General features: G+C 67.0%; 17 protein-coding genes and 1 riboswitch. Of the genes, 10 read left to right on the top strand and 7 right to left on the bottom strand.

The annotated features are described in order from the left end of the window. The first annotated feature begins 107 nt into the window (after positions 1-107). Entirely contained in the window at positions 108-1,670 is a 1,563-nt protein-coding gene (locus tag AC1AZA_RS02665; protein WP_476513208.1) for a class I SAM-dependent rRNA methyltransferase, read from the top strand. A 160-nt stretch (positions 1,671-1,830) separates the two neighbouring features. On the opposite strand, the gene AC1AZA_RS02660 is transcribed toward AC1AZA_RS02665, so the two are convergent. The 3 genes from AC1AZA_RS02660 to AC1AZA_RS02650 are packed head-to-tail and all read right to left on the bottom strand — an operon-like array spanning position 1,831 to position 4,516. Further along, positions 1,831-2,679 (bottom strand): ABC transporter permease subunit, encoded by an 849-nt coding sequence (locus AC1AZA_RS02660; protein ID WP_476513207.1) that lies wholly within the window; start codon positions 2,677-2,679, stop codon positions 1,831-1,833. Then, complete coding sequence (locus AC1AZA_RS02655; RefSeq protein WP_476513206.1) at positions 2,676-3,488, bottom strand: ABC transporter permease; 813 nt, start codon at positions 3,486-3,488, stop codon at positions 2,676-2,678. Before AC1AZA_RS02655 ends, AC1AZA_RS02660 begins: the two co-directional genes overlap by 4 nt. Beyond that, entirely contained in the window at positions 3,485-4,516 is a 1,032-nt protein-coding gene (locus tag AC1AZA_RS02650; protein ID WP_476513205.1) for an ABC transporter ATP-binding protein, read from the bottom strand. The genes AC1AZA_RS02655 and AC1AZA_RS02650 overlap by 4 nt, the downstream gene beginning before the upstream one ends. A 1,081-nt stretch (positions 4,517-5,597) precedes the next feature. Between AC1AZA_RS02650 and AC1AZA_RS02645 the strand changes: the two genes are divergently transcribed. The 4 genes from AC1AZA_RS02645 to AC1AZA_RS02630 all read left to right on the top strand — a co-directional run bounded on the left by AC1AZA_RS02645 (position 5,598) and on the right by AC1AZA_RS02630 (position 12,628). After that, a complete protein-coding gene (locus AC1AZA_RS02645) occupies positions 5,598-6,893 on the top strand; it encodes an NADH:flavin oxidoreductase/NADH oxidase family protein (RefSeq protein WP_476513204.1) in 1,296 nt (431 codons plus the stop codon). Positions 6,894-6,995: 102 nt separating this feature from the next. After that, the gene (locus AC1AZA_RS02640) at positions 6,996-7,388 is read left to right on the top strand and encodes an ArsR/SmtB family transcription factor (RefSeq protein ID WP_476513203.1); all 393 of its coding nucleotides are present in this window, start codon (positions 6,996-6,998) and stop codon (positions 7,386-7,388) included. Positions 7,389-7,873: 485 nt separating this feature from the next. Then, the gene (locus tag AC1AZA_RS02635; protein ID WP_476513202.1) at positions 7,874-10,627 is read left to right on the top strand and encodes an MMPL family transporter; all 2,754 of its coding nucleotides are present in this window, start codon (positions 7,874-7,876) and stop codon (positions 10,625-10,627) included. Between the two features lie 48 nt (positions 10,628-10,675). Then, entirely contained in the window at positions 10,676-12,628 is a 1,953-nt protein-coding gene (locus tag AC1AZA_RS02630; protein WP_476513201.1) for an ABC transporter permease, read from the top strand. 658 nt (positions 12,629-13,286) lie between these two features. On the opposite strand, the gene AC1AZA_RS02625 is transcribed toward AC1AZA_RS02630, so the two are convergent. Beyond that, entirely contained in the window at positions 13,287-14,252 is a 966-nt protein-coding gene (locus tag AC1AZA_RS02625) for an L-lactate dehydrogenase (protein ID WP_476513200.1), read from the bottom strand. A gap of 181 nt (positions 14,253-14,433) precedes the next feature. Next, positions 14,434-14,560, top strand: a riboswitch (FMN riboswitch). A 189-nt stretch (positions 14,561-14,749) separates the two neighbouring features. Between AC1AZA_RS02625 and ribD the strand changes: the two genes are divergently transcribed. The 5 genes from ribD (at position 14,750) to ettA (ending at position 20,234) form a co-directional block, all read left to right on the top strand. After that, the gene (gene ribD / locus AC1AZA_RS02620) at positions 14,750-15,865 is read left to right on the top strand and encodes a bifunctional diaminohydroxyphosphoribosylaminopyrimidine deaminase/5-amino-6-(5-phosphoribosylamino)uracil reductase RibD (protein ID WP_476513199.1); all 1,116 of its coding nucleotides are present in this window, start codon (positions 14,750-14,752) and stop codon (positions 15,863-15,865) included. Beyond that, positions 15,846-16,523: a riboflavin synthase gene (locus AC1AZA_RS02615; protein WP_476513198.1), complete on the top strand. Its 678-nt coding sequence runs from the start codon at positions 15,846-15,848 to the stop codon at positions 16,521-16,523. Before ribD ends, AC1AZA_RS02615 begins: the two co-directional genes overlap by 20 nt. Positions 16,524-16,561: 38 nt before the next feature. Further along, the gene (gene ribB, locus AC1AZA_RS02610; RefSeq protein ID WP_476513197.1) at positions 16,562-17,857 is read left to right on the top strand and encodes a 3,4-dihydroxy-2-butanone-4-phosphate synthase; all 1,296 of its coding nucleotides are present in this window, start codon (positions 16,562-16,564) and stop codon (positions 17,855-17,857) included. Position 17,858: 1 nt separating this feature from the next. Next, positions 17,859-18,365, top strand: a complete 507-nt coding sequence (gene ribH, locus AC1AZA_RS02605; protein ID WP_476513196.1) for a 6,7-dimethyl-8-ribityllumazine synthase — start codon at positions 17,859-17,861, stop codon at positions 18,363-18,365. A gap of 189 nt (positions 18,366-18,554) precedes the next feature. Further along, positions 18,555-20,234, top strand: a complete 1,680-nt coding sequence (ettA, locus tag AC1AZA_RS02600) for an energy-dependent translational throttle protein EttA (protein ID WP_476513195.1) — start codon at positions 18,555-18,557, stop codon at positions 20,232-20,234. A gap of 121 nt (positions 20,235-20,355) precedes the next feature. Here the strand turns inward: ettA and AC1AZA_RS02595 are convergent, their stop codons facing one another. The 3 genes from AC1AZA_RS02595 to AC1AZA_RS02585 all read right to left on the bottom strand — a co-directional run bounded on the left by AC1AZA_RS02595 (position 20,356) and on the right by AC1AZA_RS02585 (position 24,439). Beyond that, positions 20,356-22,512, bottom strand: coding sequence for a glycoside hydrolase family 127 protein (locus tag AC1AZA_RS02595; RefSeq protein ID WP_476513194.1), 2,157 nt, complete (start codon positions 22,510-22,512; stop codon positions 20,356-20,358). Positions 22,513-22,630: 118 nt separating this feature from the next. Further along, positions 22,631-23,503 (bottom strand): helix-turn-helix domain-containing protein, encoded by an 873-nt coding sequence (locus tag AC1AZA_RS02590; protein ID WP_476513193.1) that lies wholly within the window; start codon positions 23,501-23,503, stop codon positions 22,631-22,633. 240 nt (positions 23,504-23,743) lie between these two features. Continuing rightward, entirely contained in the window at positions 23,744-24,439 is a 696-nt protein-coding gene (locus AC1AZA_RS02585) for a YesL family protein (protein WP_476513192.1), read from the bottom strand. Between the last annotated feature and the right edge of the window lie 14 nt (positions 24,440-24,453).

Genomic DNA, 24,453 nt, shown 5'->3' with positions numbered 1-24,453 from the left:
CGGTTCCGCACGGACGCATATACCATATTGTCCGCATGGGTTCCGCCGGTCATACGTTCCGGGGGAACGGAACATACGGGACGCAGGACAGGACGGGACAATCAGTTATGAAGGCGAACAGGGCATATGCGCGCGCGGTGATCACCGCCAAGGGCGAACGCATGCTGCAGGACGGGCACAGCTGGGTGTACGAGGGCGAGATCCGGCGGTTTGATCTGCCGGACGGCCGCTCGTGGAACAACAACGGCTCACTGAAGCCGGGCGCTTGGGGCGACGGGGAGTCCGACGCCAGCACGGGCGAAGCCGCGGCGTCGGCGCAGCCCGACGAAGGCGCGAGCGACGGCAACGGCACCGCCACCGAGCGTGCCGGTCGCGCCGACCACGCCGGCCGCGCGCGCAACGCCCGCACCGACCGACCGCGCGACTTCCGCGAACGCCGCCGGCGCAAGGAGCTGCTCAATGCGCCCGCCAGCGAGGAGGACATCATCCCGCTCGACGCGCTGCCGGACGGGTCGATCGTGGACGTGGTCAGCATGAAGGGCTCGTACGTGGGCACCGGCCTGCTCTCGCGCCACAGCCGCATCCGCGTGCGTCTGGTCACGCGCAATGCCAACGACGACTTCGGCCCCGCATTCTGGCGCCGCAAGGCACAGTGGGCATGGGACTACCGCAAGATCGTGATGGGTGCGGACGCAACCGCGTGCCGCGTGATCTTCGCCGAGGCGGACGAATTCCCGGGTCTCGTGGTGGACCGGTTCAACGACGTGCTCGTCACGCAGACACTGTCCGCCGGCATGGAACGGCTCAAGCCGGTCGTGTTCCCCGCACTGCTCGACGTGTTCGCGGGCGACGGCGTGACCATCCGCGGCATCTACGAGCGCAACGACGTGTCCACGCGCGCGTTGGAGGGGCTTGAGCAGACCACCGGCTGGTGGCAGCCCGACGGCGCGAACGGCACGGGCAGCATGGACGGCATGAACGGCACGGGAAGTGCGGCCGACCCCGGCCCGACCGTCACCGACATCACGGAGAACGGCGTACGGTACCACGTCGACTTCGCCAACGGGCAGAAGACCGGATTCTTCCTCGACCAGAAGTACAACCGTCTGGCCGTGGCGCGAATCGCCAAGGGCCATCGCGTGCTCGACTGCTGCACGCATACGGGATCGTTCGCGCTCAATGCGGCCCGGGCCGGCGCCGAGTTCGTGCGAGCTGTGGACGTCTCCGAGACGGCCATCGACATGGCGCGAGAGAACGCACGGCTCAACGGTCCAGACGTGGCCGAACGCATGGATTTCACGGTGGCCAACATCTTCGATCTGCTTCCCGAGCTGGAGCGCACCCGCAATCCCGAGCGCTTCGACTTCATCATCCTCGACCCGCCCGCGTTCACCAAGAGTCGCAGGACCGTCGGCTCGGCGGAACGCGGCTACCGGGAGATCAACTACCGGGCCATGCGCATCCTGCCGCGCGGAGGTTACCTCGCCACCTGCTCATGCTCGCACTTCATGGACCACGACCGGTTCAAGGCCATGCTGTTCGAGGCCGCGCAGGACGCGGGCGTGCGTCTGCGGCAGATCGAGGAACGCCAGCAGGCGCCGGATCACCCGATCGTCTGGGGCATTCCGGAAACCGATTACCTCAAGTGCCTGCTTTTCCAGGTGGTGTGAGCGTTCAGACGGTGTGATCGTTCAGGTGGCGTAGCGAGAGACCGTATCCGCAGCCACTCCGCGATACCCGGGCGATACCGGGCGGTACCGGGCGATACCGGTCAAACGGCATGCGCAACCCGCATGCCGGCAGGCAACGGGCCAGGCCGCCGTCGTGCGGTCAGCGCGGTACCAGATCGCGCCGGGCGAAGGCCATGTACGTTACCGCGAAACCAACCGCCACGACGGCAGCGGCCAGCACGGCGAACGAGACCGGCACCGTTCCGGCCGTCACCTCGTCCGGGGTGGCGTACCGGAACGGGCACAGCACGCGGGCGACGACCGCAACGCCATGGTCGGAGAACATGTCGTACGCCACACCCGCGCCGTACGCCACGACCACCGAGGCGTTGCCGACGGCCGCGCCGCGCTCGGGCAGCCGGCACACCGCGGCCGCACATGCGCCGATCGCGCCGAACACCAGCATCAGGGCCATCAGCCACACGCCGAACCGCCAGACCACCGCGGCGGCCGAACCGTCGTCGATCCCGGGCACGCGGCCATCGCCCAGCAACCCTAGGCACAGCAGCGAGGACACCACGTTGACCGCCACGAACGCCACGGCACAGACCAGCGCCGCCACGAGCTTCGCGGTCAGGATCCGCGTGCGCGTCACGGGCCGCACGAACAGGAACTCGTAGGTGCCGTCCGTCATCTCGCGCAGCACCGCATTGCGCGCCAACGCCACCGCATACACGGCCGCCATGATGCCCGCATAGAATTCGAGCACCGCGTAGTAGCCGGCGAACGTGGACATGTCCAGTCCGGAAATGCCCATGACGGCGAGCGCCACCTTCGGAAAGACGTCGGTCAGGCGGCGCACGGCCTCGGCATCCCCCGCCGCGATGCCCTCGAACTTCATCATGCCGGCCACGTTGAACAGGGCGATCACCACGCTCCACACGGCGAACACCTTGGCGTTGGCCTTCAGTTCGCGCACGATCATGGCGGTCATCACACGAGCGCTCATCGCAACCCCCTCACGTCGCCACGCGCATACGCCACGGTCCCGGCCGCAAGGCACGTCACGGCGACCGCGGCCGCGAGCGCCAGATAGCCGGGTTCGAACCGGCCGTGGTCCAGCGCCTCGGACACGTTGAACCACGTGAACGGCGAGACGATGCGGTACTTGTCCTCGCCGGTCATTTCCGGCAGGGACACAAGCATGAATCCGAGCACGCCGAACGCGGTGGCGATGCCGGACACACTGCGGATCCGGCGCAGCAGCACGGCCGTGAGCGCGCCGAACAGCAGGAACAGCACGCCGACGCCCGCCAGCGCGGACGCGGCGAGCAGCAGGCGACCCAGCGGAATGGCCGTTGCGGTGGGGTCGTCCCGGAACCGAGCGTACAGCAGCCCTACCGTGCCCAGAAACAGCAGGGAGGATGCGGCCACCAGCGTCAGACCCGCCGCAAGCTTGGCCGCATACAGCCTCAGGCGCGGCACGGGCATGGCGAACAGGAAGTCGACCGCGCCCGCGCGCTTCTCCCTCCCGAAGATCGCCAGCCCCCACGCGCAGCACATGATCGCCACGATCAGCGCGAAGTACAGGAAACTGAACCGGTAGAACCCGCCGAAGGAGAAGATGCCCGCGTTCACGCCGAACAGCGCGGCGAACTGCGGGGGAAAGCCGGCGATCATGCGTTCCACGTCGGCCGCGGAATCGCGGTAGATCGGGTATGCGCCGGCGAGAAACAGCACGGCGACGCCGATCAGCGTGGCCGTGCCGATCAGGAAGCTGCGCAGCTGGGACTTGAGCTCGAAGAAGTACACGTTCATCGAGTCGACTCCCCCGCGTCCGATTCCCCCTGCGGCCGGTAGTAGTGCATGAACACTTCCTCCAGCGACGGTTCGGAGATCTCCACGTCCCTCAGATCCAGTCCGGCGAGCGCGGCAATGAGCGCGTTACAGTCGCCCTCGTACAGGAAGGTCACGGCGTCGTCCATGTTCAGCGACCGCACGCCCGGCATGGCCTCGAGCGTGCGACGGGCGGATTCCGCGGCCGTGCCCGCGCCCGCAGCGCCCGCCTTTGCATCCGGCTCGGCATGCGCAAGGCCCAGCGTCACGCGCTTGACCGCGGAACGGCGCATTTCCGCCACGCTGCGCACGGCGATCAGGCGCCCCTCGCGAATGATCGCCACCCGCTCGCAGATGCGCTGCACCTCCGAGAGAATGTGCGAGGAGAACAGCACCGTGGCCCCGCGCCGGTTCTCCTCGCGGATGAGGTCGAAGAACGTGCGCTGGGCCAGCGGGTCGAGTCCGCTGGTCGGCTCGTCGAGGATGACGAGTCGCGGCGAATGCATGAGCCCCTGCACGATGCCGACCTTCTTGCGGTTGCCGAGCGACATGTCCTCGATCTTCTTGTCCAGATCAAGGTCGAGCCGGTCCGCGAGCTCGTTCATGCGCGCCGAGCAGTCCGTGCGGTAGAAACTCGCCGCGTAGGCAAGCAGGTCGCGGGCGCGCATGCCATCGTAGTAGAACACCTCGCTGGGCAGATAGCCCACCTGCTCCAGGATGCGCGTGCGGTCCCGCTCGCAGTCGAGCCCGAAGATGGAGGCCTCGCCGCTCGTCTTGCGCACGAGCCCCAGCAGCGTGCGGATGGTAGTGGACTTGCCCGCGCCGTTCGGTCCGATGAACCCGAAGATCTCCCCCTGCCGCACGTTGAGGTTCACATCCTCGATGCCCCTCGCTTTGCCGTAGCGCTTGGTCAGGTGCCTCGTGGCAATCGCGGAGACCGCGCCCGGCGATCCGGTGCCTGTCTCCTCCCCTGACATTCCAGCCGTTGCGGTGCCATTCATGCCGACCATGCAGTCCCCTTCTCGCATTATGACTCTGCCCCCATGGTAGGTTCCGCACGTCCGCCTGTCACGCCGCCCTTACGGTTTTCAAACGCGATGCCCGAACGTCTCCCGTACGGCCGGCCATACCATCCCCATATTTTCGATTCGTGTGGTGGTTTCCACCGGGCAGACCGAGTACACCGCCCGCCATTCCGGCATCATTCCGGCAGCGTTACCCGCGGCAGCACGGAAAACCACCACACGAATCAAAAATACCCGCCGACGCAACCCCAAACGACCTCCGGAAGGGCCCCTTCGACCGCCCGAACCACGCCACAGGGGCCACGTAGTTTCACATTTCCGAATTGTGCGGTCGATTTTCCCCGTTGCCTCGGGTAACGCCCTTGGAACAACGCCAGAATGACGGGCGGTCTACCTGGCCTGTCCGGTGGAACTGACCGCACAACTCGGAAAATGAAACCGCCCCGGCCGCATACTTCGCCGCCCAACCAGCAATCCCGCATTGCTGCACATAAAAATACGTAGTTTCATGCCGGTGTCCATGCCCACACTCTCGTTCGCGTCCATATTCGCGCCCACATCCATGCCCGCGCTCTCAGCCGCATTCCCGTCCGAACCGCACCCGCGCATTCACCCGACGATAGCCGTCCCGGAGCAACCCGGCGAAACCCAACGGGGCATCCGGGCCGCGAAACGCCCACGCACACCGACAGAGCCGGTCCCGCAAACCTGGATATGCCAGGATTCCTTTCCCGTTCACGCACCGCAACCGCAAGGCGGAAAAGAACGCGGCAAGCCCGCGCATTCACCCGTCACCCGTCCCGCCACGCCGAGTGTCATGCCCCGCCACCCACCCGCCATGCCGAGCATCACGTCATGCCAAGTGCCCCGCCACGCCGAGCATCTCGCGACACGCCGCGGTTGTCATTCTCCATCCCGGCGTTATTATCTAAATGTCGAAACACTTAAACATTTACTCATATAAACAGTCGAGGCGGCGAAACGACCGACGCCCGCAACGACTCGAAAACGGCAGCCGCACAGCCATAGGCACCGAGCAGCCAAAAGCCAAAGGAAAGGAACACCCATGCCCACCACCGGAAACACCCTGAAGGTCGCCGCACCGATGGTGCTGCCCTGCGGCGCGACGGTGAAGAACCGCTTCTACAAGTCGGCCATGAACGAAGCCCTCGCCGGCCGCGACTGCGCCCCCACCGAAGCGCACGTGCGTCTCTACCGCGCATGGGCGGACGGCGGGGCCGGCGTGCTGGTCACCGGCAACGTGATGGTCGATCGCACGCAGCTCGGAGAACCGGGCAACGTAGCCGTGGAGGACGAACGCGACCTCAACATGCTGCGCCGCTGGGCCAAGGCCGGAACGCGAAACGGCACCCAGTGCTGGATGCAGATCAACCATCCCGGCCGCCAGTCGCCGGTCACCATCAATCCGCATCCCTATGCGCCCAGCGCCGGCCGTCTGGACGGCGAATACGGGCGGTTCTTCGGCGAGGCGCGCGAGCTGACCGCGGACCAGATCCACGGCATCGTCCGTCGCTTCGCCGAAACGGCTCGCATCGCACGGAAGGCCGGATTCACCGGCGTGGAGATCCACGCAGCCCACGGCTACCTCATCAACCAGTTCCTCTCCCCGGCAGACAACCGCCGCACCGACGAATACGGAGGCAGCCTCGAAAACCGCGCGCGCTTCCTGTTCGAGGTGGTCGACGCGGTGCGGCAGGCGGTCGGACCGCGGTTCCCCGTAGCGGTGAAGATCAACTCCAGCGACGTGCCCATCGCGGTGAAGGTCAACGCATCGGACGGCGTTCCCGGCGGGTTCGACGAAGAGGAGTCCATCTGGGTGATCAAGCGCCTGGCCGAGATGGGCGTAGACCTGATCGACGTGTCCGGCGGCACCCTGGAGAAGCCGGTGATTCAGACCACCACCGGCGCCCGGGAGGACGAGGCGCGCGGCGTGTACTTCACGCAATTCGCCAAGCGGCTCAAGGGCATGGTCTCCACGCCGATCGTCCTGACCGGCGGATTCCGCGGCACCGCGGACATGGAGGCCGCACTGGAAAGCGGGATCACCCAGATGATCGGTATCGCCCGCCCGCTGGCGCTGATGCCCAACCTGCCGAATCTCATCATGTTCGACGGATGGCAGGGCCCGATGCATCTGCCGTGGGTGAGCACCGGCTTCAAGGCGCTCGACAGGGCATTCGGCGGCATGCTCGTCATCAGCTGGTTCGAGGTGCAGATGGACCGCATCGGGCATGGCAAGGAGCCGAATCCCCGCATCGGCGGCATGCATGCGCTGGCGTTCACCTTGCGGCAGCACGGGCTCAAGGCCCTCGCACCGCGCCGTCGCAAGGGGCATCAGTGACGGGAGGGAACGTGAGGGAGCGAATCGTCGCCGGGCATGGCGATACTGTAGGAATCGCGTCGGATACGAGCAGCTGGATGCGAACGGGAGGGAGGCGACGCCATGGCCGCTGACGGCATGAGCACTGACGGCATGACCGCCATGGGTCAGGATCACCGTTGCGACGAGCCGATCCGTAGCCTGGAGATCCTCAACCAGTGCATTCCCCTGTTCGAGACGCTCAAGGACCCGAACCGCCAGCACCTGCTGGTGCAGCTCGTCGCCGAGGGGCCGCAGACCGTGGGCGAACTGGCCGATTCGTCGACCCTGTCGCGCACGGCGGTCTCCCATCACATCAAGCTGTTGGAGCAGGCGGGGCTCATCACGATCAGCAAGGACGCCACGCGCCGCATCTGTTCGGTTCAGGCCGACAAGTGGCTGCCCCTGCTCGACGAGCTTTCGGCCGCACTGAAGACCGACCTCGCCGAAGCCGAACGGTACCGCGCCGGCAAGTAGCGCACGCCGCCCCGTCCGTCCTCCGATGTTCCGTTTCGCGCCTCTCGTGAGGCCGGAATCGCCGCTCCCGGCCGAAGTCCCCCATCAGGCCGGAGCATCCCGATAGGGCGGAGTCTCGGATCCGGCCGGATCCCGGCGGCACCGACCGCCTTGTCTGGCATTTCGCCTTATCCGCCGGATCGGACGGAACCGAGCGCTTTCTCCCCGGCCATGCCGAACGGATTCCGCCGAACCGTCAGACCCCGCCACACCGTCGGAATTCCGACCTACCGCCACGCCCTGCCCCGCCGACGCGCCCTGCCCTCCCGCTGGCGCATTCATCCACCGGCATGAATTCCCCGCGCCCTACCGGCACGACCGTCACGGTAGCTCGGACCGTATCGCGCACCTCCTGCTTTCCCGCATGCGCATGCGGGAAACGCACGCATACGCCCGGAGCCCGGCACCCCGCACTTTCCCTCAATGTCCTTCGCAAGGAAACCACCATGTCCTCCCTTCTGTACCGGCTCGGCCGCCTCATGGCCCGCAAGCGCAGGCCCGTGCTCGTCACGTGGCTACTCATCCTCGCCCTGTCCGTCACCTCGATGGCATCGATGTCCCACGGCACCAACGACGAATTCGCCATCCCCGGCTCCGAATCGCAGAACGCGCTCGATCATCTCAAGCACGTGTTCCCGGAGGTTTCCGGCACGTCGGCGCAGATCGTGGTGGTCACGCCGGAGGGCGTCTCCGTCGACGCTCCGCAGACCCGCGAGGCCGTGGGGGACATGGCCAGGCGGATCAGCGGCTACGATCAGGTCGCGCTGGCCGCCGACCCGTTTTCCGAGACGGTACAGGACGCCGTGTCCGAAGACGGCCGCGCCGCGATCGTCGCCATCCAGTTCGACGTCCCCTTCAACGAGCTCGACCCCGCCGTCAAGGAGAGAATCGCGCAGGACGGCAGCCGTCTGCAGGACGCACTCCGGGCACGGCTCGCGGACGGCGTCCGGGTCCACGTGGGCGGCAGCGCGTTCAGCAACGCCATTCCCTCGCTCTCACCCACGGAGGGCGTGGGCCTGCTCATCGCGCTCGTGGTGCTGCTGCTCACGTTCGGTTCGGCGGTCGCGGCGATCATGCCCCTGTTCACCGCGATCGTCGGCGTGGGCGTGGCGGTGTCATCCATCTACGCCGCCACCGCTTGGGCAGCCGTCTCCTCCACCGCGCCCATGCTGGCGGTGATGCTCGGTCTGGCCGTGGGCATCGACTATGCGCTGTTCCTCATTTCGCGCCACCGCGATCAGCTGGCCCAGGGGCTCGACGTGGAGGAGTCGATCGCGCGCTCGGTCGCCACGGCCGGCTCGGCGGTGATCTTCGCCGGTCTGACGGTGGTGATCGCCCTGCTGGGGCTGGCGGTCGCGGACATCCCGTTCCTGACGACGATGGGCCTTGCCGCATCTCTCGGCGTGACGGTGGCCGTGGCCGTGGCGGAAACGCTTGTGCCGGCGCTGCTCGCGTTCGCCGGGGAACGGCTGCGCCCGAAGGATCGCAAGCGCAATAGAGGCCGCAAGCGCGCGGATCGCACCGCCCAAGCCGATGCGGACGGCGGCGAAGGCAACCGGATCGCCCGCCTGTGGGTGCGCACGGTCACCGCCAAGCCGCTGGTCACCGTCGCGGCGATCGTCGTCGCCCTGGCCGTGATGGCGGTTCCCGCCGCGCAGCTGCGTCTGGCGCTGCCGGACAACGGCGTGGAGGAATCCGGCACGCCGGCCCGCAGCGCCTACGATGCGATCGCGGACCATTTCGGCCCGGGTTTCAACGGTCCGCTCATCCTCACGGCGGACATCATCGAAAGCACCGATCCGATCGGCCTCGTCAACGATCTGGCCGACGAGATCCGCGACATCCCCGGCGTGGAATCGGTGCCGCTCGCCACGCCCAACCCGAAGGGCGACACGGGCATCATCCAGATCGTGCCGCAGACCAGCCCGACCGATCCGAGCACCGAGGAACTCGTGCACACCCTGCGCGAGCGGGAGGCGTACTTCAACGCCAAGTACCACACGACCACGGCCGTCACCGGCATCACCGCGGTGGCCATCGACGTGTCCGCCAAGCTCGGCGCCGCGCTGATGCCGTTCGGCGTGCTCGTCGCCGGCCTGTCGCTGGTACTGCTCGCCATGGTGTTCCGCTCAATCTGGGTGCCGGTCAAGGCGACCGTCGGCTACCTCCTGTCGGTGCTGGCCGCGTTCGGCGCCACCTCGTGGGTGTTCCAGCTCGGCCACGGCGCGGATCTGATCGGTGTGCAGCGCGTGGGCGCGGTCATCAGCTTCCTGCCGATCATCCTCATGGGCGTGCTGTTCGGCCTGGCCATGGACTACGAGGTGTTCCTGGTGTCGCGCATCCGCGAGCACTATGCGCATCACGGCGACGCCCGGGCCGCAATCACGGAGGGATTCGCCGCCGCCAGCAAGGTGGTGGTCGCCGCCGCAACGATCATGTTCGCCGTGTTCGCGGCGTTCATTCCCGAGGGATCGGCCACCATCAAGCCGATCGCGTTCGCGCTCGCCGTGGGCGTGTTCATCGACGCATTCGTGATCCGCCTCACGTTCGTGCCGGCCGTGCTCGCCCTGCTCGGCAAACGCGCGTGGCATCTGCCGGCCGCAGTCGACCGCCGTCTGCCGGTGTTCGACGCGGAGGGCGACGGCCTGGCGCAGGAGCTGCGGCTCAGGGACTGGCCGTCGCCGGACTCGCATGAGGCGATCAGCGCAGCCGATCTCACCGTGGACGACGACCGCGGCACGCCCCGGTTCGAGAACCTCGAGCTGCACGTTCCCGAAGGCGGCGTGCTGGTGGTGGAGGGAGCGGGCGTGCATGGCAAGTCGGCGCTGCTGTACACCCTTTCCGGCCGAGTCACCACGTTCCGCGGCGATCTCAAGGTGCTGGGGCAGGTGTTGCCGCAGCACGTGCGCACCATCCGTTCGGCCGTCTGTCTGGTCGGATGCGCGAACGAACCCGGTCCGCTCGACGCCGTCGACCGCGCCCTGGCCGACCATGCCCGCATCGTGTTCCTTGACGACGCGGACGCCATCCTCTACCCCGCGGCACGCAGCCGCCTGCGCGACCTCATGGCGAACCGCGCGTCCGGCCGATCGCCCGTCACCTACGTACTGACCTGCCAGAACGCCGGCCGTCTGTCCGACATCCTGCCCGCCGACGGCGTTCGCATCCTGTCTCTGAACGCACCCGAACCCCGTAGCTGACCGCATCGCCGTTGCGATGCACCGTCTCGAACCGTTGAAGGAGCCACCATGTCCGCGATCACCGAATCCATGAAGGCGTCGATCACGCCCGTCTCCGTCTCGAAGGACGGCAGGCGACTCACCCTGCGCACCTGGCTGGCCATCGTGCTCATCCCCGTGATCATGATGGCCCTGTGCACGGCCGCGTTCCTGCAGCCCGGCACGGTCCGCGGCACGGCCAGGGCAGCCGTCGTCAACAACGACGAACCGGTCACCGTGGACGGCCAGACCCTTCCGCTGGGCCGCCAGCTGGCCGCCGAACTCACCCACGCCGACGACTCCGCCTACACGTGGGTGCTCACGGACGCGCAGGACGCCCGAAACGGCCTGTCCAACGGCACCTATGCGGCGGCGGTGACCATTCCGAAGGACTTCTCCGCAAAAGTCTCCGCCTCCGCCGAAGCCACCTCCACGGGCGACGTCGGCAAGGTGGCGCAGGGGCTGGTCGACCTGCGCACCTCCTCCGCGGCCGGCGTGCTCGACCCCTCCTCCAGCGTGCAGTCCGCGAACCGCGTCCGCGCCGAACTCGACGACCTGATCCTCACCACCTACCTCGAAAACGTGTATTCGAGCTTCAACACCTTGCACGACGGCATCGGCACCGCCGCGGACGGCGCTTCCGACCTGCACGACGGCACTACGCAGCTGCTCGGCGGCATCGGCCGGCTGGCGGACGGCTCCGGCAAACTCGTCACCGGCTCCGACCGGCTCGCCGACGGCCTCGAGGACGCGGCACGGCAGACCGCCGCGCTGCCCGAATCCACGAAGCGACTTGCCGACGGCGCCGGTCAGGTGGCCGACGGCAACCGGCAGATCGCGGACACCGCAACGCCTGCGGCCGATCAGGCGATCGCCGCCATCGACGCCACGCCATCCGCGGCGAACCTCGTCGGGCAGCTGCAGCCGCTGGCGAAGCAATGCCGTGACAGCGGAGCCCCGTCCGACCTGTGCCGGGGCATCGACGATGCGCTGTCCCGTGCGAACGAGACCGCCACGGCCATCGACGGCGCAAAATCCGGCGCACGGGCGGCGATCGTCTCCGCGAAGGACGCCGTGAACCGACTTGCCGATGGCTCCCGGCAGGTGGCTGACGGCGCCAGACAGCTGGCGGATGCCGCGCCGGCGCTGCAGACCGGCATCGCCTCTGCGGCGACGGGCGCACGGCAGCTCGCGGACGGAGCCTCCGCGCTCGACACCGGCATCACGCAGCTGTCCGACGGCGCGGGCAAGCTCGACGACGGTGCCAGACAGCTGAGCGACGGGCTCGGCGATGCCCTCGGCCGGATCCCGACCTTCAGCCAATATGCGCGCACCAAGCTTGCGGACACCGTGGCCCAGCCCAGCCGCATCGAAGCCTCGGCGCCTTCCGTGGGCGTCATGTCGGTCACGTTCCTGACCTCTCTGGCGCTGTGGGGTCTGGCTTTGGCCACCTATGTCTTCACACGTGCGCTGCCGCGGGACATCCTCACCTCACGCGAACCGACGTGGCGCCTGATGCTGAAGGCCATTGTCCCCGGTACGCTCATGGCGATCACGGGGGCCGCCGCCATCGGCATCATCGCATGGGCGGCGCTGGGCATCGACGCCGGCAGGGGCATCGCACTGCTGGCCACGGCATTGGCCGCGGCCTTCACGTTCGGCGCGATCAATCAGGCGCTGGTCGGCAGCTTCGCCCGGGGCGGGCACGTCGCATCCATGATGGTCATGGCGCTGACCGTGGCGACCGGCGTGGTCTCCACGATTCCCGGCTGGCTGTCCGGCATCGCACCGATGCTGCCCACCCATGCCGCCACCATGATCATGCGGGCCGTCGTCACCGGTTCCGCAGTCACGGCGGCACCGTTCGTCACGCTGTTCGTGTGGTGGCTGGCCGGCACCGCGGTCTGCATGCTGGTGACCACGCGCCGGCGCATGCTGGATCCGCGTCAGCTGCGTCCCGCGCTCGCGGCGACTTTCCGGTGAGGGCATTCCCAGCCATTCCGTCGCCTCAACGACCGCGAAAGGCCACCGGACAGGCCCCGCAGCCACCCGGACCGCGCCAGCGCAGGCCATGCCGTTCCATATTTTCGATTCGTGTGGTGGTTTTCACCGGGCGGGCCGAGTACACCGCCCGCCATTCCGGCATCATTCCGGCAGCGTTATCCGCGGCAGAGCGGAGCAACCACCACACGAATCGAAAATATCCGCCGTTCCAACCCCAAAAGGCCGCCGGACGGGCCGCCGCGGCCGCCCGGACCGCCCCACGGACGGCCATGTAGTTTCCTATTCCCGAGTTGTGCAGTCGATTTCGCAGGGCAGCCCTTGTAGATCGCCTGTCATTCCGGCATTATTCCAAGGGCGCTATCCGGGGCAACAGGGAGAGCCGACCGCACAACTCGGAAAATGCGGACCGCCACGGCAGCGCACTACGCCATCCAACCGGCAACGCCGCATTGCCGCACACAAAGCTACGTAGAAACCTTGTGCCAACGACGCCAGCACAGGCCGCTCCGCCGCTCGGCGCAGACAGATCCGCCGTCGACGCTCTCGACAGAACGGTGCCGCGCGGCACCGCGATGAGCAACACGATACGGCGGCCCGGCCCGTCCAGCGAGCATAGCCGCAACCGAAGTGCAGTCCGTCACAGCCGCCCGGCGATGAGCGCGCAGTGTTCGCGTACCACGGCGGCAGAAGCATGGAATCTCGCCAGTTCCTCGCCGCTCAGATGCAGGTCGACGAAATCGCCCACGCCGTTGCCGTCGAGCGCGACCGGCAGGGACAGGAACACGTCGTGCTCGCCGTATTCGTACTCGCCGTCGATCAGCGTGGACACGGACACGACGCCGCGCTCGTTCCATAGGATCATGCGCACCAGACCGGCCACCGTGGCAGCGATGCCGTAGCTGGTGCCGCCGCGCAGCCCCTTGATGTCGAGGCCCCGGCGTCGGGTCTCCTCCTCGATGCCGGCGAGCGTGACGCCCGGGTAGCGCGAGCGGTTGTCTTCCAGATACTGCGCAAACGACTTGCCGATGAACGAGACGGTGGACCACGGCACGAACTGCGTGTCCCCGTGCTCGCCGATCACGTAGCCGGAGACCAGACGCGGATCGAGGCGCGTCGTCTCGCCGATGATCGTCTTCATGCGCGACGTGTCCAGCGCGGCGCCCGAACCCAGCACCTGCGCGCGGGGCAGCCCGGTGCGCCGCCATGCGAACCAGCTGAGCACGTCGACCGGGTTCGAGACCATGATGAGAATCCCGTCGAACCCCGAGGCCGTGATGTTGCGCAGAATCGGGTCGACGATGTCGATGGCTGCGCCCAGCTCCTGCATGCGCGTCTCGCCTGGCTTGGGCTTCGGGCCGGCGGCGATGATCGCCACGTCCGCGTTGCGGCAGTCCTGCCAGCCGCCGGCCCGGATCGTGACGAACCGGTTCAGGAATTCGGAGCCGTCGGCCAGATCCATGGCGAGTCCCTTGGCCTTGGCGGGATTGTGGTTGATGAGCACCAGCTCGTTGCACAGCCCCTGCTGCACGATGGCGCTCGACACCGCCGCCCCGACGCTGCCCGTTCCCACGACGACGACGCGACTCCTGTTCGCAGTGACCATGTTCCTCGCTCCTTTGTCCAGACAGACGACATGTCGGTCACATCCCTCTGCCGTTTCCTCCGTCATGACTCACCCCATCGTGGATGCCCATCGCCTTCCGGCACGGCAACGGTCCGCATTCCGAGATCGACGGATGCGCATGTCCCACCGGCCATGTACGTTCTGGACTCGCTAATTGAACAAGCATCTTCAGGGCAGGGTGAAATTCCCGATCGGCGGTACAGTCCGCGAGCCCCGCGAGCGATCGAGGGGCCGAACCGGTGCGATTCCGGTACCGACAGTCATAGTCTGGATGGAAGAAGTTGCGGCGGCGCGAGCGTGCGCATGCATCGGCATGCCCTTGCGCGGCCCCTTTGACGACGCCCTGGCATTCTCTTCCGGAATCCAGGGCTTTCGCGTTTCCGGGGCCGCACGATGGCGGTGCGTTGCTTGGCATGCCCTTGCGCCAGCCTTCCCATGAACCCCTGGACATGCCCTATCGCACGGAAAGGAGACTCATGGACGATAGGGACTTCATGTCCGTGGCGCTGCGCCACGCACGGCTCGGAGCGGGCAAGGTCAACCCGAATCCGATGGTGGGCGCGGTCATCGTGCGCAATGGCACGATCGTCGCCACAGGCCATCACGATCATTTCGGCGGCTGGCACGCCGAGCGCGCCGCACTCGAGGCCGCGAAACGGGCGGGCGTCGACGTTCGGGGCGCCACCGCCTACGTCACGCTGGAGCCCTGCTGCCACACCGGCAAGCAGCCGCCGTGTTCGCAGGCGCTCATCGATGCGGGACTCGCCCGCGTGGTGGTCGGCTCGCCCGATCCGAATCCTCTGGTCGCAGGCAAGGGCGTGCGTCAGCTGCGCGCCGCGGGCATCGAGGTCGCCGAGGGCGTGCTCAGAGCCGAATGCGACCGGCTCAACGAGATCTTCTTGCATGCCATCACCGCGCGCACGCCGTTCGTCATGCTGAAATATGCGATGACGCTGGACGGCCGCATCGCCACCTCCGTCGGTCTCTCCCGTTGGATCACCGGCGAGGGGGCGCGCCGCCGCGTGCATGAGGATCGCGGCAGATTCGCCTCGATCATGGTTGGCGTGGGTACCGTGCTGGCCGACGATCCGCAGCTCACCTGCCGCATTCCGGGCGGGCACAATCCGGTCCGCGTGGTGTGCGACACCCGCCTGCGCACGCCGATCGGCGCGGCGCTCGTCGCCACCGCGCACGAGACGCCGACGATCATCGCCACGGCGGTCGACGACGAGAGCCGCACGCGCCCCTACCGCGATGCCGGATGCGAAATCCTGCACACGGACACCGGCGGCGACGGCCATGTGAGCGTCGCCGGGATCGTGAAGGCGCTCGGCGATCGCGGTCTGGACAGCGTGATGATCGAGGGCGGCGGCGCACTGGCGTGGTCGGCGCTGCGCGACCGCGTGGTGTCCAAGGTGAGCGCCTACGTCGCGCCGAAGCTGTTCGGCGGGCGGAACGCCCCCGGTCCGGTGGGCGGCGAGGGCGTCATGGCTCCCGGCGACGCATTCCGCATCATCGGCCGCACCGCCGCCATGGTGGGCGACGACATCGTCATCGAGGGAGGCGTCGAATATGTTCACGGGAATCGTTGAGGATCTGGGCACGGTCGTCCGGCTGGATCGCGGCGCCGATTCCGCGCGCCTGACCGTGGATTCCCCGGTGGCGGTGACCGACCGTACGGTCATCGGCGAAAGCATCGCCGTCAACGGCATGTGCCTGACCGTGACGGCCGTGCGCGGAACGGCGTTCACCGCCGACGTGATGCACGAGACGCTGCGTCGTTCCTCCCTGGGCATGCTCGCGCGAGGCGACCGTGTGAACGTGGAACGCGCGATGCCCGCCGACGGCCGGTTCTCCGGGCACATCGTCTCCGGACACATCGACGGCACCGGTGCGATCGAGTCGATCACGCCCGACGGCATCGCGAAGGTCCTTGCGATCCGCGCGCCGTACGAACTCATGCGGTTCATTGCGCCGAAGGGGTCGATCGCCGTCGAGGGCGTCAGTCTGACGGTGACGTCCGTGGCGGAAGGCGCATTCGCCGTGTCCCTCATTCCGCACACCGTCTCGCATACGGCGTTTGCCGAACGCGGGGTCGGGAGCATCGTCAACCTCGAAACCGATCCGATCGCGAAATACGTGGACCGGCTGCTCGCAATGCCGCCGTCGCGCGGCGGAGACCGCTGCGGGGACGGTCCCGGCGGTTCCCGGGCGATCACCGCTGATTTTCTCGTCAGGCACGGATTCTGACAGGCAAACTTCCTCCGCTCAAAACCTAAGGACAACACATGACCTCACCGAACACCGACCAAGCAGTGGCACGCGCGATCCGCGACATCCGGGCGGGCCGCATCGTCGTCGTGGCGGACGACGAGGGACGCGAGAACGAGGGCGACCTCATCTGCGCCGCACGCCATGCCACGCCGAGCAACATCGCCTTCATGGCCTCACACGGCAAAGGCCTCATCTGCACGCCGATGAGCACCGAGCTGGCGTCGCAGCTCGACCTGACGCCGATGGTCTCCGCGAACACGGACAACCACCGCACGGCGTTCACCGTGTCCATCGACCACGCGGACACGTCCACCGGCATCAGCGCGCGCGATCGTTCCCTGACCGCGATGGCCTGCGTCGACCCGGACGCGCGGCCGGAGGATTTCCGCCGCCCCGGCCACATGTTCCCGCTGGTGGCGCGGCCGGGCGGCGTGCTGGAACGCAACGGGCACACCGAGGCGACCGTCGATCTGGCGAGGCTGGCCGGGCTGGAGCCGTGCGGCCTGTGCTGCGAGATGATGAAGGATGACGGCACGATGATGCGACGCGCCGATCTCGAACGGTTCGCCGCCGAGCACGGCCTTGCGTACATCACCGTCGCGCAGCTGCAGGAGTACCGTCGTACGCACTCATTCCCGCGCACGGTGCGGCGCGTGGCGAAGGTGGACCTGCCCACCGACTGCGGCCGGTTCACGATGGTCGGCTACGAATCCGACGGCGGCGAACATGTTGCACTGGTGATGGGGCATGACATCCTCGCCGCGATGGCCGGCGCACGGACCGAGGAAACCGCGGAAGCCGCGGGAGCCACGCTGCCGCCCGTGCTGTGCCGCATCCACTCGCAGTGCATGACCGGCGACGTGTTCGGCTCCCGGCGCTGCGACTGCGGCCCCCAGCTGCGCAAGGCGATGCGTCACGTGGCCGACGCCGGCCGAGGCGTGATCCTCTACCTCGGTCAGGAGGGTCGCGGCATAGGGTTGCTCAACAAGCTGCGCACCTACGAGCTGCAGGAGCAGGGTCTCGACACGCTCGACGCGAACCTGAAGCTCGGCTTCCCCGCCGACGCGCGCGAGTACGGCACGGCGGCGGCCATGCTGCGCGATCTCGGCATCGCGTCCGTCGACCTGATGACGAACAACCCGGACAAGATCGGCCAGCTGGAGCGCGCCGGCATCACCGTCGCCTCCCGCGTGCCGATCGTCATCCCGCCGAACGCGTTCGACGCAGGCTATCTGTCCACCAAACAGCACCGCATGGGGCACCTGCTGGGCGTCCCGGCAACCGAAACCGCACAGATCAAGGAGAACTGACATGACCGTATTCGAAGGCCAACTGGTTGCGAACGCCGCCACCCGTACCGGAAACGAGGCGGCCGCACCGATCCGCATCGGCATCGTCGCGGCACGTTTCAACGAGTTCATCACCTCGAAGCTGCTGTCCGGCGCGCAGGACGGCCTGCGCCGTCACGGCGTGGCCGACGGAAACGTCGACGTGGCGTGGGTGCCCGGCTCGTTCGAGATCCCGATCGCGGCCAAGCGCATGGCGGCGACCGGCCGCTACGACGCGGTGATCTGCCTCGGCGCAATCATCCGCGGATCCACCTCCCACTACGACCTCGTGTGCAACGAGACCGCGAAGGGCATCGCACAGGTGTCGCTGAACGCCGACATCCCGGTGCTCTTCGGGGTGATCACCACCGAGAACATCGAGCAGGCCATCGAACGCGCAGGCACCAAGGCCGGCAACAAGGGCTTCGACTGTGCGCTCGGCGCCATCGAGATGGTCAACGTGCTGCGCGCCATCGGCGCCGGGGAATGACCGACGCACCCGTGCCGCTCGTCGCCACGACCACCCGCAGACCCGCCCATTCCAGCCCTTCCGTTACCATGGTGGGCGGTGGTTTGGCACAAAACCGATCGCTATGCGGACAGGTACCGCACGGAACGGTCGGCACGAACAAACTAAAGAAACGGCGGAATTGCAATCTTTGTTAAGGAGTAACTGCAAGTGGCAGAGTTCATCTTCCAAATGATCAAGGCCCGAAAGGCCTACGGCGATCGCGTGATCCTCGACGACGTGACGCTCAGCTTCCTGCCCGGCGCGAAGATCGGCGTGGTGGGCCCCAACGGCATGGGCAAGTCCACGCTGCTCAAGATCATGGCCGGCATCGAGACCGTGTCCAACGGCGAGGCGACCCTGACGCCGGGCTTCACGGTCGGCATCCTGCAGCAGGAGCCGCCGCTGGACGACACCAAGACCGTGGGCGAGAACATCAAGATGGCGTTCGGGCCCATCGCGGACAAGGTGGCCCGCTACAACCAGATCGGCGAGGAGATGGCGAACCCGGACGCCGACTTCGACGCGCTGATGGACGAGATGGGCAAGCTGCAGACGGAGATCGACGCGGCCAACGGCTGGGACCTCGACTCGCAGCTCGAGCAGGCCATGGACGCGCTGCAGTGCCCCGACCCGGACACGCCGGTCAACGTGTGCTCCGGTGGCGAGCGCCGCCGCGTGGCCCTGTGCAAGCTGCTGCTCGAGGCCCCGGACCTGCTGCTGCTCGACGAGCCCACCAACCATCTGGACGCCGAGTCGATCCTGTGGCTGGAGCAGTTCCTGCACCAGTACAAGGGCGCCGTGATCGCCGTCACCCACGACCGCTACTTCATGGACAACGTGGCCGAGTGGATCTGCGAGGTGGACCGCGGCCACCTGTACCCGTACAAGGGCAACTACTCCACGTATCTGGAGACCAAGGCGAAGCGTCTGGAGATCCAGGGCGCCAAGGACGCCAAGCTCGCCAAGCGCCTCAAGAACGAGCTCGACTGGGTGCGTTCCTCGCCCAAGGCCCGTCAGGCCAAGAACAAGGCCCGTCTGGAGCGCTACGACCAGATGGAGAACGAGGCGCGCAACAACAAGAAGCTCGACTTCTCCGAGATCCAGATCCCGGCCGGTCCGCGTCTGGGCTCGCTGGTGCTGGAGGCCGAGCACATCCACAAGGCGTTCGGCGACCGCGTACTCATCGACGACCTGTCCTTCACGCTGCCGCGCAACGGCATCGTGGGCGTGATCGGCCCGAACGGCGTGGGCAAGTCCACCCTGTTCAAGACGATCGTGGGCCTCGAGCCGCTCACCAGCGGCGAGCTGAAGGTCGGCGACACGGTGAAGATCAGCTACGTGGACCAGAACCGCGCAGGCCTCGATCCGAACAAGAACCTGTGGGAGGCGGTCTCCGGCGGCCTCGACTTCATCGAGGTGGCTGGCGTGGAGGTGCCGACCCGCGCCTACGTGGCCAGCTTCGGCTTCAAGGGCTCCGACCAGCAGAAGCTCACCAGCATGCTCTCCGGCGGCGAGCGCAACCGCCTCAACCTGGCTCTGACCCTCAAGCAGGGCGGCAACCTGCTGCTGCTCGACGAGCCCACCAACGACCTTGACGTGGAGACCCTGGAATCGCTGGAGAACGCGCTACTCGAGTTCCCGGGCTGCGCGGTGGTGATCTCCCACGACCGTTGGTTCCTGGACCGCGTCGCCACGCACATCCTCGCGTGGGAGGGCGATGACGAGAACCCGGCCAAGTGGTACTGGTTCGAGGGCAACTTCCAGGCGTATCAGGAGAACAAGGTCGCGCGCCTCGGCGAGGATGCGGCCCGCCCGCACCGCCTGCACCGCAAGCTCACCCGCGTCTGAGCCGCTGTGCGCACCTGCGCACACCTGCGCACAACCACAGATTTGCGATAATGCGCATCCTGCAAGGCCTCTGGCGGCCGCAGGATGCGCATTATCGCAAATTTGCTTTCCGGGCTCTTGCCTAATGCCGCAGCCACACGCTCATTTCGCCTTCGCCGCGGTTGGCCCACGTGAAGTAGGGAATCAGTGTGAGTGTGACGGGCGTCTCCGTTTCCGGCGCCCAGTCGGCGTACAAGCGCTCGCCCGAGGCAAGGCCGTCGTCCGTCAGGCGCAGGGCGGGCACGGCGAGCTCCACGATCGGGAAGCCCGGGAAGCCGGACGCCTCGCCCGTATGCCGCACCTCCACGCCGTGCAGGTCGTAGCCGGCGCGGGCGAAGTCCACGCGGTCGAGCTGCAGGTTCGCCCCGTTGTCCGCCTGTTCGGCGCAGAACGTGATCGGTCCGCGCACGAACGCCACCTTGCCCATGTCCTCGCGCACCTGCGGGTTGGCCCGCTTGGCGCGCACCGGCATCGGGAAGTCGAAGGAGACCGTCTCGCCGTCGGACCAGTCGCCGGTCAGGTACAGGTAGCCGTCGCGCACCTCGGCGCTCTTGCTGGTCGCGCCTGCCGCGCCGAACGCGCCGGGCAGCACTGCCGCCGTCACGCCGGTCGCCGTCACGCCGTCCACGCTCACCGCAACGCCGCTCGGCACGGTCCACCCGGGGATGCGGAAGGCGATCGTGGCGTGGACCGGGTCGCCGGCCGCGTGCACGGTGTAGGAAACCTTGCCGCCCCACGGGACCTCGCTCGTGCCTTCGAGCGTGAGCCGGCCGCGATCGCCGCCCTCACCGAACGCCGCAGTCACGCGCCCTCCCGCATACAGGTGCACGAAAAGCGTGTCGTTGTTCGCGGTGAACGCGTACTCCCCTATCGAGCTGACGATGCGCGCGATGTTCGGCGGGCAGCAGGCGCAACCGAACCACTTCTGGCGCACGGGCTTCACATGCCCGAGCCGCTTGTCCTTCGCGCAGGCCGTAGGGTTCACCTCAAGCGGGTTGACGTAGAAGAAGCTTTTGCCATCCAGCGCCATGCCGGCGAGCACGGTATTGTACAGGGCCTGCTCCATCACGTCGCCGTATTCGGACTTGGCTTCGATCTGCAGCATGCGGCGGGCGAAGAACGCGAGCGCAATGGCCGCGCAGGTCTCCGAGTAGGCGGTGTCGTTGGGAAGATCGTAGTCGTAGGAGAACGCCTCGCCCTCGTGCGTGCCGCCGATGCCGCCGGTGACGTACAGCTTCCTGTCCACGATGTTGCGCCACAGGGTGCGGCAGGCGTCGTACAGCGTGCCGTCCTCGGTTTCGCGGGCCACGTCCGCCATGCCGGAGTAGAGGTAGCCGGCGCGCACGGCATGCCCCACGGCCTCGCGCTGCTCGCGCACGGGCTTGTGGGCCTGGGCGTAGGACTTCTCGAACGTCCAGTTCGTGTCGTTGTAATGGTCGCGGCGGTCGCGCTCACCTTCGTAGTCGAAGTAGTTGGGTTCGGTGCCGCGCTCGTCAACGAAGAACTTGGCGAGCTTCAGGTATTTCCCGTTGCCGGTAGCCTCGTAGAGCCGCACAAGCGCCATCTCCGCGATCTCGTGGCCAGGGTATCCCTTGCATTGGCCCTCGTCCGGGCCGAAGTAGTCGGCTACGTAGTCGGCGAAGCGCTCGGCGGCCCTGAGCAGCTTGTCCTTGCCGGTGCCCTGCCAGTAGGCGATCGCGCCTTCGATGAGGTGGCCCAGACAGTACAGCTCGTGGTGCCAGCGCAGGCAGTGGAACGCGCGGTCCATGCCATTGAAGATGTAGTAGGTGTCCAGATAGCCGTTGTCCAGCTGGGCCGCGCACACGATGTCGATGGCCCCGTCCGCGATCTTTTCGAGTTCCGGGTCCGGGTGGTTGACCAGCGAGTAGCCGACCGCCTCGATCCACTTGGAGAAGTCGGTGTCCTGGAACACGAAGCCGTAGAACGCATCCGGGTCCGGGTGGGCCGGGTCCTCGGGCAGCGCGTTGAACCCGCGATAGGAGTAGGCGGGCGCCTCGAACGACTTGCCCTGCTCGCCCTCGCGCTCCTTCAGGCGTGCGGCGGCCCGGAAATTGTGCATGCAGAAACTCGGATCGGCGCCGGGCACGCGGTCGTTGAGCGCCTCCCACTGGTAGGGGATGACCTCGGTGCGCACGAGCTCCTGCTCGCGGTGCCAGAATGCGTCGGTTACGGTCACGCTGTGCAGGTCGACCGGCCTGCTGAACCTCGCCTTGTCCATTGTTACACATCCTTGTATATGAGAGCAGTTAACGATATCCATACTGTACGCCCGCAAGTGCGCGGCATGCGATGGACGAAGTCCTGTTTGGGTGCCAAAAGGTCAGGTCTTTGCAAGTTCAGCGATGGAATAGCATCCGCTTGGCGTAGGCGTTGCGGTACTGGGTGGGCGTCATGCCGGTGGCGGCCTTGTACGTACGCATGAAGTGGTGGGCGTCGCGGTAACCGAGCATGGCCGCCACCTCACCCACGGTGTCGTTGGAGTCGGTGAGTAGATAGTTGGCCCTGTCGATGCGCCGGGAGACGATGAACGCCCGCAGCGTCACGCCGGCGAGTGCGCGGAACAGCTGCGAGAGGTATTTGGGGTTGTACCCGAAATGCCGCGCCACGTCCTGCGCCTTGAGGTTGCGCGCAAGGTTGAGGTTCACGTAATCCACGATGTCGTAATAGAGCTGCCGTCTGGACCGGTCGAGGATGTCCGGGTCGGGCGATGCCGCGCCCTGAAGGGTCTGATGGTACAGCTCGCACAGTACGCCGGTGGCCAGATAGTCGAGCATGAAGCGCTCGTAGCCCGACCGGACGGCGTCCTGAAGCTGACGCATGAGCACGAGAAGCCGCTCCGCATCCGGAAGAACGCCCGACCGTGGCAGTCGCAGCGCATGCCGATCGCCCGACCCGCCGCCCGCCGTGAGGTCGACTTCGCGCACCGTCCGGTCGTCCGTGCGGAAATGCATCCAGTAGAAACTGCACCGCGACGGGCGGAACCCCACGCGTCGGCCGTTCTCGCTGGGCGGCAGCAGCAGGTAACCGCCCGGCCCTACCGTATGCTCCGACCCCAGATAGCTCAGGTACAGGGTCCCCTCGGTCATCACGATGAGCTCCCAGTCGGAAAGCCCCATATCCTCATGGCTCCACCGCGGCGAAGGCGCCTCGAACTTGCCGGTGTAGTCGTAACGCACCGGCCCGTCCGCCCCAATGATGTAACCAAGCATGGCTTTACCTTATCCATCCCGTCCGCAAAGCGAAACAACGGCTAATTGACCGGTAAATTCGTCCTGCGCGGGATCCGTGCCTCTATATTTTCGATTTGTGTGGTGGTTTTTCGCACACCGTCCGGATAACCGTATTGCACTGACGCCGGAACGACGCCATTGCTACCTGCGGCATCGGCGGAAAACCACCACACAAATCGAAAGTACGCACAGGCAGCCGACTATGTAGCCCACCGAAGGTCAACCTTTCCGCCGATTTTGCGCCGCTTCGCCGCCGCGCGAATCCTTCTCGACCGGTTCGAGCACGTGCACGTCCATGCCGGGAAGCCGTCCCCACGAATAGACGGCCATCATGGTGGCGAACGACGGCACTGCCACGCCCAGCGCCACGAACAGGCCGGGCCACTGGACGTACGCCCACACGGTGATGACGAACAGGCACAGCACCATGAAGCTGCACAGCGGACGGGCGATCACCATGGTCAGCGACGTGCGCAACACCCATACGGGCCCTTCCGCGAAGTTCACGTGCACCGCCCAGCTGACAAACACGAACAGTCCGTAGATGACGTTGATCACCAGCAGCGCCCCGGAGACGCCGTACCCCACGGGACCGAGGTCGTTGTGCTGCACGAACCAGTATTCCCACACCAGCAGCGCCCACACCAAGAATTGCGGCCAGCCGAACAGGTTGGCTGGCCCGAGCTCCTCGCGCCACGCACGGTGGAAGGTGAGCCATGTGCGCTTGACGCTCCACGAGCGGTCCTCGACGTCGATGAGCCAGGACCGGTAGGTGGCGTAGCTGGCGGCGACGGACGGGAACAGCCCGCCGAGCACCAGACCGAGCAGCGTGTGCACGGCGAACGCCACGTTGACCACCAGCATCATGAGGATGATGCGGCAGATGTATTCGTATCCGACGGCGAAACGCTTCACTGCGATCCTCCTTC

It is taken from the genome of Bifidobacterium sp. LH_389, assembly GCF_056357235.1.
This window is presented reverse-complemented; position numbering and strand designations above follow the sequence as displayed.